Raw genomic sequence first — 17,995 nt, 5'->3', positions numbered from 1 at the left:
GGATCCTTCCATGGCGCCGCGGGTGGCCGCCTGCACCCTGTGCCACGGCGCGCAGGGCAGGGCGACCAACCAGGGATATTTTCCCCGCATCGCCGGCAAGCCGGAAGGCTATCTGTTCAACCAGCTCGTCAATTTTCGCGATGGCCGCCGCAGCTATGCGCCGATGGCGTACCTGCTGCGCAACCTGGACGATGCGTACCTGCGCGAGATGGCGGCCTACTTCTCGCGCCAGCAGTTGCCGTACCCGGCGCCCCAGACGGTCGATGCGCCCGCGGCCATGCTGGCGCGCGGCGACCAGCTGGTGCGCAGAGGCGATGCGGCGCTCGGCAGTCCCGCCTGCGTGCAGTGCCATGGCGACCGCATGACTGGCGTGGCGCCATCCGTCCCCGGCCTGCTGGGCTTGCCGCGCGACTACCTCAACGGCCAGCTCGGAGCCTGGCAGAACGGCCTGCGCAAGGCCCGGGCGCCCGATTGCATGGCCCATACGGCCGCCCAACTGGCGCCGGTGGATGTCGCGGCCGTATCGGCCTGGTTGTCCTCGCAGCCCCTGCCGGCCGATTCGACCCCGGCAGCGGCCTTGCCGGGCCCGTTGCCCATGCCCTGTGGAGGCCTGGGCGAATGACCCGCCGGCGCATCTGGCCGCGGCGCGTGGTCCTCCTGCTGGTGGCGGTGGCACTGCTCGCTGCCGTATTGGGAACGCTGGCGTTCGCGTTGGCGCACCGGGGCGATGCCCCGCCACCGCCCACCGCCACGACCGACATCCCGGCATCCCCCGACCTCGTACGCCGCGGCGAATACCTGGCAAGGGCGGGCGACTGCATCGCATGCCACACCACGGCCGGCGGCCGACCCTTCGCCGGTGGCGTCGCACTGCCCACGCCTTTCGGCACGCTCTACAGTTCCAACCTCACACCGGACACTGATACGGGCCTGGGCCGCTGGACGGCGCCGGAATTCTGGCGTGCGATGCACAACGGCGTCGGGCGCGACGGTCGCATGCTGTACCCGGCGTTTCCGTACCCCAACTACACCCGCGTCACCCGGGAAGATTCCGACGCGTTGTTCGCCTACCTGCAGGCACTGCCCGCAGTGCGATTGCCGAACCGCCCGCACGGTGTTCGATTCCCGTACAACACCCAGGTCGCGCTGGCGGCCTGGCGCGCGCTGTATTTCACGCCCGGCAATCTGACACCCGATACGCGGCAGTCGGCAGAGTGGAACCGTGGCGCCTACCTGGTGGAAGGCCTGGGCCACTGCAGTGCCTGCCACAGCCCGCGCAACGCGCTGGGTGCCACCCCGGCCGCCAGCGCACTGCAGGGTGGGCGCATTCCGCTGCAGGGTTGGTATGCGCCGTCCTTGCAGGCGGCGCACGAAGCCGGGCTCGGCCCATGGTCGGTTCCGGACATCGTGCAGTTGCTGCGGGTCGGCGTGGCACCCGGCGCATCGGTATCGGGGCCGATGGCGGAGGTGGTGTCTCAGAGCCTGCAGCATCTGTCGGATGCCGACCTGCAAGCGATGGCGGTCTACCTGAAGGCCTTGCCCCAGACGGCCGCAGCACCCGACGACCGGCCCGTGGCCGACGCTGCGGTACTGGCGCGGGGCAGCAGTCTCTACATCGCCCACTGCGCCCAGTGCCACGGCGATGCCGGACAAGGCAAGCCGGGCTCGTACCCGGCGCTGGCAGGCAACCGGGCGGTCGTGCTCCCGCAGGCCGACAATCTGGTCCAAATGATTCTGCGGGGCGGCTACCAGGCCCAGACGGCGGGCAACCCCCGGCCGGTCGGCATGCCGCCCTTCCAACACCTGCTCGACGACGGCGAAGTCGCAGCCGTGGCATCCTTCGTCCGCGCATCCTGGGGCCACGCGGCGGCTCCCGTGAGCGCGCTGGAGGTGCAACGCGTGAAAGAATCTACCCGATGAACGGATTTCCGGCCGGCAGTGCGGCCCAAATGGCGCCATGGACCGTAATCTGTCTGTGCGCGGAATGGTGCGGCGTCTGCCGCGACTACCGCCCGGCGTTCGATCAAATGGCGCAAGGTGCGGTCGGTACCGCCTGGCACTGGCTCGACGTGGAAGACCATGCCGACATCGCGGGCGACTTCGACGTCGAGACGTTTCCCAGCCTGCTCGTCGCCCAGGGCGAGCAGGTGCGCTTCCTGGGCGCCCTGACACCCCATGCCGCGGTGCTGGAGCGTTTGCTGCAGACCCTGCGGGCCGATCCCCACGCTAGCCGGTCGTCCCTCCCTGAGGGAGCCGATGCGTTATGGGCCCGGATCCGGGCCGCTTCTTTATCCGATTCTGCAGGCGGCGGGTTGCGTAAACCCCTTGCAGCGGAGTAGAATCCGATTCTCACGACCAAACGGGCGGGTACCAACCGCCCGTTTTTTTTGGTCGATTGTTTTTCATCCGGACTTCGTCCATTCCGTGCAGGCTGCGTGGGGTGGCAGCCGGATTTTGCATTTGGGTAGCAACAGAATCAACGTGGCACTGCAGCAGATCGTCGAACAGACCGTAATCGGATTGGGATATGACCTCGTGGAGATCGAGCGCTCCGCGGGCGGGCTGCTGCGCATCACGATCGATCTGCCCTGGTCCGCACCGGCCGAGGGCGCCCCGCCGGCGGACAGCTTCGTGACCGTCGAAGATTGCGAGAAAGTCACCCGCCAGCTGCAGTTCGCGCTGGAGGTCGATGCGGTCGAATACAGCCGGCTCGAGGTCTCGTCCCCGGGCATCGACCGCCCCCTGCGCCACCAGCAGGACCTGGAGCGCTTCGCCGGCGAGATCATCGACATCACGCTCCGGCAGCCGATCGGCGCCGCCGCCGAAGGCCAGGTCAACGCCAACCGCAAGAAGTTTCGCGGCACGCTGGAGCGCATCGAGGCGCCGGTCGCCGAAGGTGCCAGCCCGCAGTGGCAGATCGTCTGGAGCGATGCGCCCGAAGGCAAGCCCGGCCAGCGCATCAGCAAGAAGCGCCAGGCCGCGCCGTTGCAGGCCATGCAGTTCACCCTCGACGAGGTACGCGAGGCGCGCCTGGCGCCGATCATCGATTTCAAAGGCCGCAGACCGCGGGGCGAGGCGCCCGAATGAGTCTGCAGCGGTATCCCGTGTTTGGTATTGCAAGTGAGGCGTGGCGGGCCGGGCTCTTGTGGAGCACCGCCACCGTTGTTCAGGATAGGAGAGTTGTGGCATGAATCGCGAACTGTTGATGCTGGTCGAGGCCATCTCGCGCGAGAAGAACGTGGAGCGCGACGTCGTTTTCGGCGCCGTGGAGTCCGCCTTGGCGCAGGCGACGAAGAAGCTCTACCCGGGCGAAGTGGACATCCGCGTCGCGATCGATCGCGACACCGGTGTGTACGAGACCTTCCGCCGCTGGCACGTGGTCCCCGACGAGGCGGGCCTGCAGCTGCCCGAGCAGGAAATCCTTCTGTTCGAGGCCAAGGAAGAAATGGCCGACATCGAGGTCGACGAGTACATCGAAGAGGCGGTCGATTCGGTTCCGATCGGCCGTATCGGCGCGATGGCGGCCAAGCAGGTCATCCTGCAGAAGATCCGCGACGCCGAGCGGGAGATGCTGCTCAACGATTTCATGTCGCGCGGCGACAAGATCTTCGTCGGCACCGTCAAGCGCATGGACAAGGGCGACATCATCGTCGAGGCCGGCCGTGTCGAAGGGCGGCTGCGCCGCAGCGAGATGATCGCCAAGGAGAACCTGCGCAACGGCGACCGCGTGCGGGCCATGATCATGGAGGTCGATCTGACGCTGCGCGGCGCGCCGATCATCCTGTCGCGTTCGGCCCCCGAGTTCATGATCGAGCTGTTCCGCCAGGAAGTGCCCGAGATCGAACAGGGCCTGCTCGAGATCAAATCGTGCGCCCGCGATTCCGGCAGCCGCGCCAAGATCGCCGTGCTCTCGCATGACAAGCGTGTCGACCCGATCGGCACCTGCGTCGGCGTGCGCGGTACCCGCGTCAACGCGGTGACCAACGAACTCGCCGGCGAGCGTGTCGACATCGTGCTGTGGAGCGAGGACCCGGCCCAGTTCGTCATCGGCGCGCTGGCCCCGGCCAACGTGTCGTCCATCGTGGTGGACGAGGAAAAGCACGCGATGGACGTGGTCGTCGACGAGGAGAACCTCGCGATCGCCATCGGCCGCGGCGGGCAGAACGTGCGCTTGGCTTCCGACCTGACCGGTTGGAAGATCAACATCATGGACGCAGCGGAATCCGCCCAGAAGGCGGCGACCGAGACCGATGCCGGCCGCAAGCTGTTCATGGAGAAGCTCGACGTCGACGAGGAAATCGCCGACATCCTGATCAACGAGGGCTTCACCAGCCTCGAAGAAGTGGCCTACGTGCCGCTGCAGGAAATGCTCGAGATCGAAAGCTTCGACGAAGACACGGTCAACGAACTGCGGTCGCGCGCCAAGGATGCGCTGCTGACCATGGAAATCGCCCGCGAAGAAAGCGTCGAAGGCGTGTCGCAGGACCTGCGCGATCTGGCCGGCCTCACGCCGGAACTGATCGCCAAGCTGGCCGAAGCGAACATCAATACCCGCGACGACCTTGCCGACCTGGCGATCGACGAACTCACTGATATCACCGGCCAGTCTGCCGATGAAGCCAAGGAATTGATCCTGAAGGCCCGCGAACACTGGTTCGCCGGTCAAGAGTAGAGATCATGGAGGCCCGTACCCAATATGTCCAGCACCACCGTAGCCGAGTTCGCAACCGAACTCAAGAAATCCACTGAAACCCTGCTCGACCAACTCCGGTCCGCAGGCGTCAGCAAGGGCGCGTCCAGCGACGTCCTGACCGAGGGCGACAAGCAGAAGCTCCTGGGGTACCTGCAGGCCAGCCACGGCACCGTCGCCGCCGACCGCAAGAAGATCACGCTGACGAAGAAGTCGACCAGCGAGATCAAGCAGGCCGATGCCAGCGGCAAGGCGCGCACCATCCAGGTGGAAGTGCGCAAGAAGCGCACGTTCATCAAGCGCGACGATGCGACCGAAGGCTCTCCAGAAGGCGAAGTCGAGGAGTCCGTGTCGCAGGAAGCCACCTACGACAGCCCCGAACAGCAAGCCGTCGACAGCGACCTGCAGCGTCGTGAGGAAGAGGCGCGCCACCAGGCCGACCAAATCCGGGCGCAAGAGGTGGAGCTGGTCGAGAAACGGCGCGAGCGGGAAGACCGCGAACGCAAGGAGCGCGAGGCAGAAGAGCGCGCCAATGCCTATGCTGCTCAGGAACAAGCCAGGAAGGCCCAAGCCACTGCGGTGAAGGTTGAGGCCAACAAGGGACAAGCAGAATTTGCCGCTGCCCGCGCACTGGCACAGTCCGAAGCCCGCGAGAAGGCCGAGGCCGAGTCGCGTGCACGTGCAGCCGAAGAGGCCGCCCGTGCGACCGACCTGGAAGCACGTCGCCGCAAGGCCGAGGCCGAGGCAGCCGCGATTCGCTCGATGATGGCCACGCCCAAGAAGGTGCTGGTCGCCGCAAAGCCCGTCGAAGCCCCCAAGCCGGTCGTGAAGCCTGCGGACGCCAAGCCGGGTGTCAAGGGCACGCTGCACAAGCCTGCCGCGGGTACCGGCGTTCGGCCAGGTGCGCCAGGGGCCGGCGCGGCTGCGGGTGCGGGCAAGGAAGTCAAGTCCGCCAAGCTGTCGTCCAGCTGGGCCGGCGATCCTGCCAAGAAGAAAGAAATCAAGACCCGCGGCGACAGCTCGGGTGGCGTCGGTCGCAACAACTGGCGCGGTGGCCCGCGCGGCCGTCGCGGCAACGACCGTGGCGGTGACCGCGAAGAGTACGGCCAGCAGGCGCCGGCCGAACAGCGCACGATCGAAGTCCACGTGCCCGAGACCATCACCGTGGCCGAACTCGCCCACAAGATGGCGATCAAGGCATCGGAAGTGATCAAGGCGCTGATGAAGATGGGCCAGATGGTCACCATCAACCAGCCGCTGGACCAGGACACCGCGATGATCGTCGTGGAAGAACTGGGCCACAAGGCGATCGTGGCGGCGCTGGACGATCCGGAAGCGTTCACCGAAGAGGAAACCCTGCAGCACAGCGCTGCGGAAGCCCTGCCGCGTGCGCCGGTCGTGACCGTCATGGGTCACGTCGACCACGGCAAGACCTCGCTGCTGGACTACATCCGCCGTGCCAAGGTGGCGTCGGGCGAAGCCGGCGGCATCACGCAGCACATCGGTGCCTACCACGTCGAAACGGCGCGGGGCATGGTCTCCTTCCTGGACACCCCGGGCCACGAGGCGTTCACCGCCATGCGTGCCCGCGGTGCGCAGGCGACCGACATCGTGATCCTGGTGGTCGCGGCCGACGACGGCGTCATGCCGCAGACCAAGGAAGCCATCAAGCACGCGAAAGCGGCCGGTGTGCCGATCGTGGTCGCGGTCAACAAGATCGACAAGCCCGGTGCCAACCCCGAACGCGTCAAGCAGGAGCTGGTCGTCGAAGAGGTGGTGCCCGAGGAGTACGGCGGCAGCTCGCCGTTCGTCAGCGTCTCGGCCAAGACCGGCCAGGGCATCGACGACCTGCTCGAGCAGGTGCTGCTGCAGGCCGAAGTGCTGGAACTCAAGGCGCCTGTCGATGCCGCCGCCAAGGGCCTGGTCATCGAAGCCCAGCTCGACAAGGGCCGCGGCCCGGTCGCGACGGTTCTGGTGCAGTCCGGTACGCTCAAGACCGGCGACATCGTGCTGGCGGGTTCGACCTACGGCCGCGTGCGCGCCATGATCGACGAAGATGGCAAGACGACCAAGACGGCCGGTCCTTCCATTCCGGTGGAGATCCAGGGTTTGACCGAAGTGCCGCAGGCGGGCGACGAGTTCATGGTGCTGCCGGACGAACGCCGGGCCCGCGAGATCGCGACCTACCGTGCCGGCAAGTTCCGCAACACCAAGCTGGCCAAGCAGCAGGCCGCCAAGCTGGAGAACATGTTCTCCGACCTGAGCGCCGGCGAAGTCAAGACGCTGCCGATCATCATCAAGGCCGACGTGCAGGGCTCGCAGGAAGCGCTGGGGCAGTCGCTGCTCAAGCTGTCGACGGCGGAAGTGCGCGTCCAGCTGGTGTACAGCGGAGTGGGCGGCATCAGCGAATCCGACATCAACCTGGCCATCGCATCGAAGGCCGTGGTCATCGGCTTCAACGTGCGCGCCGACTCGGGTGCCCGCAAGGCGGCCGAGACGAGCGGTGTCGACATCCACTACTACAACATCATCTACGACGCCGTCGATGAGTTGAAGGCGGCGATGTCGGGCATGTTGGCACCGGAGCAGAAGGAAGAGATCATCGGCACCGCGGAAATCCGTACCGTGTTCGTGGCCTCGAAGATCGGCACCGTGGCGGGCTCGTACATCACGTCGGGCCAGGTCACGCGCAACTGCCGTTTCCGCCTGCTGCGCGAGAACGTGGTCATCTACACCGGCGATGTCGAATCGGTCAAGCGCTTGAAGGACGACGTGCGCGAAGTCAAGGAAGGCTTCGAGTGCGGTATCAAGCTCAAGAACTACAACGACATCAAAGAGAACGACCAGCTCGAGTTCTTCGAAATCAAGGAGATCGCGCGCACTCTGTAAGCGTGCCGAGATGCCGGACCCATTGCCGCGTTGCAGCCGCCTGGCCGTACAAAAGTACTGTCTGCGGCGGCGCGCCTTGCACTGGGCCCGGTCTCTCGACGCTTGCGCCTGATCACACGACATGGTGAAAAGAAAATCAGCGGCTCCCAACCGGGGGTTCAAGGTGGCCGACCAGATCCAGCGGGACCTGACGGAACTGATCGCCCGCGAGTTGAAGGACCCGCGGGTGGGCATGGTCACGATCCAGGCGGTGGAGGTCACGCCCGACTACGCGCATGCGAAGGTGTTCTTCAGCGTGCTGGTGGGCAAGCCCGACGAATGCGAGCTGGCGCTCAACCAGGCCGCGGGCTTCCTGCGCAACGGCTTGTTCAAGCGGCTGCACATCCATACCGTGCCGACCCTGCATTTCCAGTTCGACCGGACCACCGAGCGGGCGGCCGACATGAACGCTTTGATCGCGCAGGCTGTCGCCTCGCGTGCCAAGGACGACTGACGATGCATGCGCCACGCACACGGGTGCAGCGGCGCCCTGTGCACGGGGTGCTGTTGCTCGACAAGCCGCTGGGGTTCTCCAGCAACGACGCCTTGCAGAAGGCGAAGTGGCTGCTGCGCGCCGAGAAGGCCGGGCATACCGGCACCCTCGACCCGTTGGCCAGCGGCGTACTGCCGCTGTGCTTCGGCGCGGCGACCAAGTTCAGCCAGATGCAGCTCGACGCCGCCAAGACCTACCGCGCCACGGTGCGCCTCGGCATCCGCACCGCCACCGGAGATGCGGAAGGCGAGGTGGTGCAGGAGCGGCCGGTGGACATCGCCGAGGTGGAGCGCCTGCTGTCCGAGGTGGTGCGCCGGTTCACCGGCCCGATCCTCCAGGTGCCGCCGATGCACAGTGCCTTGAAGCGCGACGGCAAGCCGCTCTACGAATACGCCCGGCAGGGCATCGAGGTCGAGCGGGTGGCGCGTGCGGTGGAGATCCATGCATTGAATGCGGCGCTGGCCGCTGATCCGCAAGGACTACCCGCTATAGAATTGGTAGTGAGCTGCAGCAAGGGCACCTACATCCGGACCCTGGGCGAGGATATCGGCGAAGCCCTGGGCTGCGGCGGTCACCTGACCCTGCTGCGCCGGACCCGCACCGGGCACTACGGCGTGGAGCGGGCGGTGACGCTGCAGGCGTTCGAGGCGATGGACGAGGCGGCCCGCACGGCCTGCCTGCTGCCGGTCGACTCGCTGCTGCCCGATCACGACCGTGTCACGCTGGCAGGCGACGATGTCTCGCGCTTCCTGTCGGGCGTGCGTCGCCGGGGCGGTTGGGCCGACGCCGCGCAGGTGGCGGTTTTCGGCACCGAGGGCCGCGGCCTGCTGGGCACGGCCCATGCAAGCGGCGGAGAACTGATACCGGGGCGGCTGTTGAGCCCCATCGAAATTCAACAGATTCAGGAAAGTACGCCACACGCCGCGAACACGGCCCAAGGCATCGAGGAAGCAACCGTATGACGACCAAGCAAATCCGTAATATCGCCATCATCGCCCACGTGGACCATGGCAAGACCACCATGGTGGACCAGCTGCTGCGCCAGTCGGGCACCTTCGCCGAGCACGAAAAAGTGGTCGACACGGTGATGGACAACAACGCCATCGAACGCGAGCGGGGCATCACCATCCTGGCCAAGAACTGCGCCGTGAGCTGGGAAGGCACCCACATCAACATCGTCGATACCCCGGGCCACGCCGACTTCGGCGGCGAAGTGGAACGTGCGCTGTCGATGGTCGACGGCGTGGTGCTGCTGATCGATGCGCAGGAAGGCCCGATGCCGCAGACGCGCTTCGTGACCAAGAAGGCGCTGGCCCTGGGCTTGAAGCCGATCGTGGTGGTCAACAAGGTCGACAAGCCGGGCGCCAACCCCGACAAGGTCGTCAACCAGGCTTTCGACCTGTTCGACAAGCTCGGTGCCAACGACGAGCAGCTGGATTTCCCGGTGGTGTACGCCTCGGGCATCAACGGCTGGACCTCGCTGGAAGAAGGCAAGCCGGGCGAGCAGTGGGGCCCCGACATGTCGGCCCTGTTCAACACGGTGCTCAAGCACGTTCCGCCGCAGAAGGGCGACCCTGCCGCGCCGCTGCAGCTGCAGATTTCCGCACTCGACTTCTCGACCTTCGTCGGCCGCATCGGCGTGGGCCGCATCAGCGCCGGCACCATCAAGCCGATGATGGACGTGGTGGTGATGGAAGGTGAAGACGGCAAGGCCATCAAGGGCCGCGTCAACCAGGTCCTGACCTTCCGCGGCCTCGACCGCGTGCAGGTGACCGAAGCCGGCCCGGGCGACATCGTGCTGATCAACGGCATTCCCGACATCGGCATCGGCGTCACCGTGACCGATCCGACCTCGCCTGCGCCGCTGCCGATGCTCAAGGTCGACGAGCCGACGCTGACGATGAACTTCTGCGTCAACACCAGCCCGCTGGCCGGCCGCGAAGGCAAGTTCGTCACCAGCCGCCAGATCTGGGACCGCCTGCAGAAGGAACTGCAGCACAACGTCGCGCTGCGCGTCAGCGAGACCGACGAAGAAGGTATCTTCGAGGTGATGGGCCGTGGTGAACTGCACCTGACCATCCTGCTGGAGAACATGCGGCGCGAAGGCTACGAGCTGGCGGTGTCCAAGCCGCGCGTGGTGATGAAGGAAGTCGACGGCGAAAAGCACGAGCCTATCGAACTGGTGACGGCGGACATCGAAGAAACCCACCAGGGCGGCGTGATGCAGGCGCTGGGCGAGCGCAAGGGCGAACTGGTCAACATGGAGCCGGACGGCCGCGGCCGGGTGCGCCTCGAATACCGCATTCCGGCTCGGGGCCTGATCGGCTTCACGAACGAGTTCCTGAACCTGACCCGCGGCTCCGGCCTGATCGCGAACATCTTCGACAGCTACGAAGCCCACAAGGGCGACATCGGCGGCCGCAAGAACGGCGTGCTGATCTCGATGGACGACGGTGAGATCTTCACCTACGCGCTGGGCAAGCTGGACGACCGCGGCCGCATGTTCGTGCGGGCCAACGACCCTGTGTACGAAGGCATGATCGTCGGCATCCACAGCCGCGACAACGACCTGGTGGTCAACGCCACGCGTACCAAGCAGCTGACCAACTTCCGCGTGTCCGGCAAGGAAGACGCGATCAAGATCACGCCGCCGATCGAGCTGACCCTGGAATACGGTGTCGAGTTCATCGAGGACGACGAGCTGGTCGAAATCACGCCGAAGAGCGTTCGCCTGCGCAAGCGCTACCTGAAGGAAAGCGAACGCAAGCGCGCAGGCCGCTGAGGCCTCCGTTACGCACGGCAGGTACGACCTGCCGGTGCGTACCCTTTGCGACGGGCCGCTGTGCGGCCGTTGATCGCGACTGGCAGCCGCCCCGTTTCACGACCGGGCGGCTGTCGCGTTTCAGAAGGCCGGTGAAAGCAGAGGCGGCGAAGCCGACGAAGCGGAAGGGACCGCTGCCTTGCCCAGCGCGAGTGCGTGGTCGTGGAACACCTCCAGCGAAGCCCGGTGCGCGATGCTGACCAAGGTCAGCCCCGGCAGCCGGTCCAGCACCAGGGCATAGAGATCGGCTTCCGCCCCGGTGTCGAGCGAACTGGTCGCCTCGTCGAGCACCAGCAGCTCCGGCCGTTGCAGCAGCACCCGCGCGAAGGCCAAGCGTTGCTGCTCGCCCGGGGACAGGCGCTGGGTCCAGGGTGCGTCCTCGTCGAGCGCGCCGGCGAACGTTCCCAGCCCGACCGCCTGCAACGCTTCGGTGCAGGCCGCCGCGCTGTGCCGCTCGGCGGTGTCGGGATAGGCGAGCACCTCCCGCAGCCGTCCCAGTGGCAGGTAGCTGCGCTGCGACACGAAGAGCACCCGCAGACCGGACCGCGTGCGGATGCTGCCGCTGCCGAAGTCCCACAGCCCGGCCAGCGCGCGCAGCAAGGTGCTTTTGCCGCTCCCCGATGGCCCGGTGAAGATCCACCGCTGGCCACCGTCGATCCGCAGGTCCGGCACCTGCAGCAGCGGGGCGCAGTCCGGCAATCCCAACACGAGGCCCTTGGTCTGCAGGACCGCGTCGCCTGCGGTGCCGCCTGGCAATGCCTCCCGCACGATCGCCGCGGTCGGCGACGCGGACGGCGCGGGCGCCAGGCCGGTGTCGAGCAGCCCGCGGAACTCGCGCAGCCGGTTCACCGTGGCGCGCCATTCGGCCAGCGTCGCATAGCTGCTGATGAACCACGACATCGCATCGCTCACCGTCCCGAAGGCACGGCCCACCTGCATCAGCACGCCGAAGCTGAACGCGCCGGCGAAGTACTTCGGCGCGGCCAGCGCCAGCGGAAGCACGACCGCGATCTGCGCGTACACCGAACTCACCAGCGTCAGCCGCTTGGTGTAGCGCATCACCATGTCCCAGTTGCGGCGGATCTGGTCGAACAGTCCTGCGGCATGCGCCTCTTCGGTCCGCGCGCCGTCGTAGAGGGCGATCGGCTCGGCGTTCTCGCGCACCCGCACCAGGCCGAACCGGAAGTCGGCCTCGACCTGCTGCTGGCGGTAGTTGACCGCCACCAGCGGCCGGCCGAGCGCCTGCATTGCCAGCGATCCCACCACCGCATAGGCCGCTGCGGCCAAGACCATGTAGCCGGGCAGGGTGAAGGTGCCGCCGGCGAAATGCATCACCAGCGGCCCCGCCAGCGACCAGAGGATGAAGACGAACGAAACGAGAGTGACGACGGTGGACATCAGGTCCAGCGACAGCGCCAGCGTGGCGGTGGCCAGGGCCTGCAGGTCGTCCGCGATGCGCTGGTCGGGGTTGTCGGCCAGCCGGTCGCGTTCGATGCGGTAGAAGGCGTTTCCGCGCAGCCAACTGCGCAGGTAGTCACCAGTGAGCCAGCGCCGCCAGCGGAACCCCAGCATCTGCTTGAAGTAGAGCGAGTACACCGCCAACACGATGTAGCCCAGCGCCAGCCCGGTGAAGGTCATGAGCAGGGGCACGAAGTGCGCCGTATCCTTGCCCTGGAGCGCATCGTAGAACTCGGCGCTCCAGCTGTTGAGCCGCACGTTGATGTAGACGATGGCCAGGTTCATCGCCACGATCAGCAGGAGCAGGCCCCGGGCCGACCATCGCTCGTCGGATGCCCAGTACGGGCGGATCAGCGACCAGGTGGAAGGCTTCTTTATGGCGAGGGGGATCACGCGGGCTCCTGGGGTATCGGTCAGCCCAGTGTGCCGCCGGACATGCCGAAAAACTTAGCCGGGGATTAGATCCCGCCCCACCCATCCCGCGGAAGGCCTCCCGTGGCAGGCCGCGCGTGGCGGGCCGCCTGCCGTCACCGTCAGGGCTTCGCCGGCGCCGTGCCGGCCACCCGCCACACCATGTTGCCGACATCGTCGGCGACGAGCAGCGCGCCACGCTTGTCGATGGCCACGCCGACCGGCCGGCCCAGGGCATCGCCGTCGCCGTTCACGAAGCCCGTCAGCACGTCGACCGGCTGGCCCGAGGGCTTGCCGTTGGCGAACGGAACGAAGATCACCTTGTAGCCGCTGCGGGGCTTGCGGTTCCAGGAGCCGTGCAGGCCCACGAAGGCGCCGCTGCCGAACGCCGCAGGCAGCTTGCTGCCTTCGGCGAACGCCATGCCGAGGGGTGCCACATGGCTGCCGAGGGCGTATTCCGGCACGACCGCCTTGGCGACCAGCTCCGGCTTCTGCGGCTGGATGCGGGTGTCGACGTGCTGGCCGAAGTAGCTGTAGGGCCAGCCGTAGAAGGCGCCGTCCTGCACCGAGGTGAGGTAGTCGGGCACCAGGTCGCTGCCGATCTCGTCGCGTTCGTTCACCACCGTCCACAAGGCGCCGGTGGTCGGCTCCCAGCCCATGCCGTTCGGGTTGCGCAGGCCGGATGCGAACAGGCGCTTGGCGCCGGAGGCGCGGTCGACTTCCCAGATGGCGGCGCGGCCTTCCTCGGCCTCCATGCCGTTCTCGCCCACGTTGCTGTTGGAGCCGACCGTCACGTACAGCTTGGCGCCATCCTTGCTGGCGATGACGTTCTTAGTCCAGTGGTGGTTGATGCCTGCGGGCAGGTCGGTCACCTTCACCGCCGGCACGGTGATCTTCGTCGTGCCTTCCTGGTAGGGGAATTTCACCAGCGCGTCGGCGTTGGCGACGAAGAGTTCGTTGCCGACCAGCGCCATGCCGTAGGGCGACACCAGGTTCTCGAGGAACACCGTCTTGGTTTCGGCGATGCCGTCGCCGTCGGTGTCGCGCAGCAGGCTGATGCGGTCGGCGCTCGGCGTCTTCGAGCCGGCCTTCTTCATCACCAGGCCTTGTACCCAGGCCTTGGGCCCGCCCTTGCCGGCGCCTTCGGGCTTGGGCGGCGCGTCGCTCTCGGCCACCAGCACGTCGCCGTTGGGCAGCACGTAGACCCAGCGGGGATGCTGCAGTCCGCTGCCGAAACGGCTGACCGTGGTGCCGGCCACCGGGGCGGGCGCGGCGCCTTCCGGCCAGCCCTTGGCCGGCGCGATGTGCAGCGTGGGGATCATCGAGGTACGGGGCTCGGGCAAGGTCGGGTTGGGGCCGATGCCGGCGCTTTCCGGCAACAACGCCTTGTCGCCGCAGGCGGTCAGCAGCAGGGGGAGGGCGGCGACGGCGGCCAGCGCCACGGCGCGGACGGGGATGGAGGGGGAACGGGTCATGGGTGTCTCCGGCAATGTCAGAAGAAGGGCATCCCGGGCAGGCGGGCCGGGGTGTAAAGGCTTGACGACTTTTGCACGGGCGTATCGCCGGGCGTGTAGGTGGGCGTCGCATGCGGGCGGGAGCCGTGCACGACAGTCGGCCGCGCGGTCGTCCTGCACAATGCCGGCTCGCTTTCACCGCCCAGCGTCGCACAGCCACGTTTTCGTTCTGTGCCACGCCTTGCCCATCACCTCCAGCTCCGTGCGCTTCACCCACACCCAGGCCGTCGTCGTCATGGCCGCTTCCACGCTGATGTGGTCCATCGCGGGTGTCGTCACCCGGCACCTCGAATCGGCCCGCAGCTTCGAGATCACCTTCTGGCGGAGTTTCTTCACCGTCTGCGCGCTGGTGGTGCTCACCGCGTGGCCGGCCGTCCGACGGCGGCAACCGGTGATGCGCGAAAGCGGCGGACCGGCGCTCTGGATCTCCGGCGCCTGCTGGTCGGTGATGTTCACCGCGTTCATGGTCGCGCTCACCATGACCAGCGTGGCAAACGTGCTGGTGGTGATGTCGATCGGGCCGCTCTTCACCGCGGTGCTGGCGCGGTTCACCATGGGCCAGCGCCTGCCCGCCCGGACCTGGGCCACGGTGGCGGTGGCCGGCGCGGGCATCGTCTGGATGTACGCGCCGCAGGTGGCGGCCGGCGCCTGGGGCGGCACGCTGGTGGCGCTGTGCGTGCCGGTGGCCGCCGGCATCAACTGGACGGTGGTGCAGCGCTGCCAGCGGCACGGGCAGGCGGTCGACCTGGTGCCCGCGGTGCTGATCGGCGCCGTGCTGTCGGCACTCGCGACGCTGCCGCTCGCGTGGCCGTTCGGTGCGACCGGGCGAGACCTCCTGCTGCTGGCGCTGCTGGGCGTGGTGCAACTGGCGATCCCGTGCGTGCTGGTGGTGCACTGCGCCCGGGTGCTCAAGGCGCCCGAGGTGGCGCTGCTCGCACTGCTCGAGGTGGTGTTCGGCATCGCGCTCGCCTGGGTCGGAGCGGGCGAAGACCCGGGCCCGCGGGTGCTGGCCGGCGGCATCGTCGTGCTGGCGGCACTGGCGCTCAACGAAATCCTGGGCCTGCGCGACCGACGTGCCGTCGACACCGCACCGCTGCCACCGCAGAGCCCCGACGCCGACGACATCCATCCCAGAAAAAGGAGCATCCCGTGACCGATACCGCAACCACCCCCGCCACCGGAGACGCCAGCGAAGTCGTCGTCGAACGCCACGGCGACGTCGGCTTCCTGACCCTCAACCGCCCCCGGGCCCTCAACGCGCTGTCGCTGCAGATGGTGCGCGACCTGCATGCGGCGCTGGCCGCCTGGCAGGACGACCCGGCCGTCCAGGCGGTGGCGATCCGCGGCATGGGCAAGGAAGGGCCGTTCGGCAGCTTCTGCGCGGGCGGCGACATTCGCTTCCTGCACCGCGCCGGTACCGAGGGCGACGTGGCGCTGGAGGCCTTCTTCACCGAGGAATACGCCCTCAACCACCTGATCCACACCTATCCGAAGCCCTACATCGCCTTCATGGACGGCATCGTTATGGGCGGCGGCATGGGCATCAGCCAGGGTGCGAGCCTGCGCATCGTGACCGAGCGCACCAGGATGGCGATGCCCGAAACGGCCATCGGCTTGTTTCCCGACGTCGGCGGCGGCTACTTCCTGAGCCGCTGCCCGGGCAGCGCAGGCGAATGGCTGGGACTGACCGGCGGCACCATCGGTGCGGACGACGCCGTTGCCCTTGGCTTGGCGGACCGGCATGCGGACGCCGCCGCGCTGTCGGACCTGTGGCGGTCGTTGCAGGAAACCCCGTTCGCATCCCGTTCCGACGTCGATCGTTGGATTGCTACTGAATTGATAGCTGATGGCCGGCGTGGAGAGCCGGCTACAGGCCGATTCGACGCCTATTTTTCGCTGCCCGACGTCCCCGCCATCCTGGCCGCGCTGGAATCCGCCGGCACCGACGAAACACGGGCCGTGGCCGCCACGCTGCGCAAGCGCTCTCCCTTGATGCTGTTCGTGGTGCTCGAGCAGATCCGTCGCGCCCGCGGCATGGACCTGGCCGACGACCTGCGGATGGAGCGCGACATGGTGCACCGCTGCTTCCACCTGCGGCCCGGCGCCAGCGAAACGCTGGAAGGCATCCGGGCGCTGGCGGTGGACAAGGACCACGCGCCGCGCTGGAACCCGGCCCGCATCGAGGACGTGACGCCCGCCATGGTGGCGCCGTTCTTCGAGAGCCCGTGGACGGTCGAGACGCACCCGCTGCGCGGCCTGTGACCGATCCGGCCCGCCGGCGCAGGCCGGCTGCCTGCGCCTAGCGGCTGCGGCTCTTCATCGCGCGCTCCACCTCGCGCTTGCCTTCGCGGTCCTTGATCGTGTCGCGCTTGTCGTGCTCGGCCTTGCCCTTGGCCAGCGCGATCTCGCACTTCACCTTGCCGGCCTTCCAGTGAAGGTTGAGCGGCACCAGGGTGAAACCCTTCTGCTCCACCTTGCCGATCAAGCGCTTGATCTGCTCCTTGTGCAGCAGCAGCTTCTTGGTGCGGACCGAATCCGGATTGACATGGGTCGAGGCCGAATGCAGCGGATTGATCTGGCAGCCGATCACGAACAACTCGCCGTCGCGGATCACCACGTAGCCGTCGGTGAGCTGCACCTTGCCCTCGCGCAGCGACTTCACCTCCCAGCCTTCCAGCACCATGCCGGCCTCGAACCGTTCCTCGAAGAAATAGTTGTAGGCGGCCTTCTTGTTGTCGGCGATGCGGCTGGTGGTATCGGGTTTCTTGGACATGGGATTCAGGTGGGGCCGGGCGCGCGGGAAGAAAGGGCTCCCTACAATGGGTCGGATACAGGGCCACGCCGCCGTACCGAAGGCCGGGCCCAGCCTTCCATTCTATGAAAACTGTTCACAAGTCCGTCCTCATCTGGTACTCGGCCGAGGAAATGTTCAAGCTGGTCACCGACGTGGACCAATACCCGCAATTCCTGCCGTGGTGCGACCGCGCCGGCGTACTGTCCCGGGAAGAGAACGGCATGACCGCCCAGGTCGGCATTTCGTTCGGCGGCATCCGCCAGACCTTCACCACCCGCAACACCCATGTGGAGAACCGCGAGGTGCACATGGAGCTGATAGACGGACCGTTCTCGCAGCTCGACGGGCTGTGGAAGTTCCTGCCGGTCGGCGAGGGCGACCAGCGGGCCTGCCGGGTGGAGTTCGACCTGCGCTACGGCTTCTCGAACCTGGCGCTGTCGGCCCTGGTCGGCCCGGTGTTCGACCGGATCGCCGGCAGCATGGTCGACGCCTTCGTCGAGCGCGCCGAGAAGGTCTACGGCAATGCCTGACGGCTTGCGCGTGGCGGTGGCCGTCTCGCCGAAGGCGGGGGAGGCGACCGAGCGATCGGTGACGCTGCCCGCCGGGGCGGTGCTGCGCGACGCACTGCTGGCCGTGGGCTGCAACGTGGACGCTTCCGACGTCGGCATCTGGGGCCGTGCCGCGACGCTCGAGACGCCGCTGGCCGAAGGCGACCGGGTAGAGGTGTACCGACCGCTGGTGGTCGATCCGAAGGTGGCGCGGCGGCTGCGCTTCAAGCAGCAGGGCGCGCGGAGCACGGGTTTGTTCGCCCAGCGGCGCGAGGGCGCCAAGTCGGGCTACTGACGCCCGGGCCGCCCGCTCCTGCAGGCGCCGGAACGGCAGGGGC

General features: G+C 67.4%; 16 protein-coding genes. 13 read left to right on the top strand and 3 right to left on the bottom strand.

Annotation, left to right across the window (positions count from 1 at the left end):
* Positions 1-10: 10 nt before the first annotated feature.
* The 9 genes from ASE76_RS10220 to typA all read left to right on the top strand — a co-directional run bounded on the left by ASE76_RS10220 (position 11) and on the right by typA (position 10,893).
* Positions 11-622 (top strand): c-type cytochrome, encoded by a 612-nt coding sequence (locus tag ASE76_RS10220; RefSeq protein WP_236698397.1) that lies wholly within the window; start codon positions 11-13, stop codon positions 620-622.
* On the top strand, positions 619-1,920 hold the full coding sequence (locus ASE76_RS10215) for a cytochrome c (RefSeq protein ID WP_082448291.1): 1,302 nt from the start codon (positions 619-621) through the stop codon (positions 1,918-1,920). Before ASE76_RS10220 ends, ASE76_RS10215 begins: the two co-directional genes overlap by 4 nt.
* The gene (locus ASE76_RS10210) at positions 1,917-2,339 is read left to right on the top strand and encodes a co-chaperone YbbN (protein ID WP_055838587.1); all 423 of its coding nucleotides are present in this window, start codon (positions 1,917-1,919) and stop codon (positions 2,337-2,339) included. The genes ASE76_RS10215 and ASE76_RS10210 overlap by 4 nt, the downstream gene beginning before the upstream one ends.
* A 142-nt stretch (positions 2,340-2,481) precedes the next feature.
* On the top strand, positions 2,482-3,087 hold the full coding sequence (gene rimP / locus ASE76_RS10205; RefSeq protein WP_055838583.1) for a ribosome maturation factor RimP: 606 nt from the start codon (positions 2,482-2,484) through the stop codon (positions 3,085-3,087).
* A gap of 100 nt (positions 3,088-3,187) precedes the next feature.
* The gene (gene nusA, locus ASE76_RS10200; protein WP_055838579.1) at positions 3,188-4,672 is read left to right on the top strand and encodes a transcription termination factor NusA; all 1,485 of its coding nucleotides are present in this window, start codon (positions 3,188-3,190) and stop codon (positions 4,670-4,672) included.
* A gap of 24 nt (positions 4,673-4,696) precedes the next feature.
* Positions 4,697-7,579: a translation initiation factor IF-2 gene (infB, locus tag ASE76_RS10195; RefSeq protein WP_055838576.1), complete on the top strand. Its 2,883-nt coding sequence runs from the start codon at positions 4,697-4,699 to the stop codon at positions 7,577-7,579.
* 121 nt (positions 7,580-7,700) lie between these two features.
* Positions 7,701-8,072 (top strand): 30S ribosome-binding factor RbfA, encoded by a 372-nt coding sequence (rbfA, locus tag ASE76_RS10190; RefSeq protein WP_055838573.1) that lies wholly within the window; start codon positions 7,701-7,703, stop codon positions 8,070-8,072.
* Positions 8,073-8,074: 2 nt separating this feature from the next.
* The gene (gene truB / locus ASE76_RS10185; protein WP_055838570.1) at positions 8,075-9,073 is read left to right on the top strand and encodes a tRNA pseudouridine(55) synthase TruB; all 999 of its coding nucleotides are present in this window, start codon (positions 8,075-8,077) and stop codon (positions 9,071-9,073) included.
* Complete coding sequence (gene typA / locus ASE76_RS10180) at positions 9,070-10,893, top strand: translational GTPase TypA (protein WP_055838567.1); 1,824 nt, start codon at positions 9,070-9,072, stop codon at positions 10,891-10,893. The genes truB and typA overlap by 4 nt, the downstream gene beginning before the upstream one ends.
* A gap of 120 nt (positions 10,894-11,013) precedes the next feature.
* Here the strand turns inward: typA and ASE76_RS10175 are convergent, their stop codons facing one another.
* Together ASE76_RS10175 and ASE76_RS10170 are read right to left on the bottom strand one after the other, a co-directional pair.
* On the bottom strand, positions 11,014-12,783 hold the full coding sequence (locus ASE76_RS10175) for an ABC transporter ATP-binding protein/permease (RefSeq protein ID WP_236698396.1): 1,770 nt from the start codon (positions 12,781-12,783) through the stop codon (positions 11,014-11,016).
* A 140-nt stretch (positions 12,784-12,923) separates the two neighbouring features.
* Positions 12,924-14,276, bottom strand: coding sequence for a sorbosone dehydrogenase family protein (locus tag ASE76_RS10170; protein ID WP_055838562.1), 1,353 nt, complete (start codon positions 14,274-14,276; stop codon positions 12,924-12,926).
* 274 nt (positions 14,277-14,550) lie between these two features.
* Between ASE76_RS10170 and ASE76_RS10165 the strand changes: the two genes are divergently transcribed.
* Together ASE76_RS10165 and ASE76_RS10160 are read left to right on the top strand one after the other, a co-directional pair.
* Positions 14,551-15,468, top strand: a complete 918-nt coding sequence (locus tag ASE76_RS10165; RefSeq protein WP_201781855.1) for a DMT family transporter — start codon at positions 14,551-14,553, stop codon at positions 15,466-15,468.
* Complete coding sequence (locus ASE76_RS10160) at positions 15,465-16,577, top strand: enoyl-CoA hydratase/isomerase family protein (protein ID WP_055838559.1); 1,113 nt, start codon at positions 15,465-15,467, stop codon at positions 16,575-16,577. Before ASE76_RS10165 ends, ASE76_RS10160 begins: the two co-directional genes overlap by 4 nt.
* A 37-nt stretch (positions 16,578-16,614) precedes the next feature.
* Here ASE76_RS10160 and smpB read toward each other — a convergent pair whose 3' ends face one another.
* Positions 16,615-17,088 (bottom strand): SsrA-binding protein SmpB, encoded by a 474-nt coding sequence (gene smpB / locus ASE76_RS10155; protein ID WP_055838556.1) that lies wholly within the window; start codon positions 17,086-17,088, stop codon positions 16,615-16,617.
* A 104-nt stretch (positions 17,089-17,192) separates the two neighbouring features.
* Between smpB and ASE76_RS10150 the strand changes: the two genes are divergently transcribed.
* Together ASE76_RS10150 and ASE76_RS10145 are read left to right on the top strand one after the other, a co-directional pair.
* Entirely contained in the window at positions 17,193-17,639 is a 447-nt protein-coding gene (locus tag ASE76_RS10150) for a type II toxin-antitoxin system RatA family toxin (RefSeq protein ID WP_055838554.1), read from the top strand.
* Positions 17,632-17,952 carry an RnfH family protein gene (locus ASE76_RS10145; RefSeq protein ID WP_055838551.1) on the top strand — a complete coding sequence of 107 codons (321 nt, stop codon included), beginning with the start codon at positions 17,632-17,634 and terminating at the stop codon, positions 17,950-17,952. Before ASE76_RS10150 ends, ASE76_RS10145 begins: the two co-directional genes overlap by 8 nt.
* The last annotated feature ends 43 nt before the right edge of the window (positions 17,953-17,995 follow it).

The sequence above is a fragment of the Xylophilus sp. Leaf220 genome, from assembly GCF_001421705.1.
Taxonomy (GTDB): domain Bacteria; phylum Pseudomonadota; class Gammaproteobacteria; order Burkholderiales; family Burkholderiaceae_C; genus Xylophilus.
The sequence above is the reverse complement of the archived record's forward strand: the minus strand, read 5'-3'. Positions and strand labels throughout refer to the sequence as shown.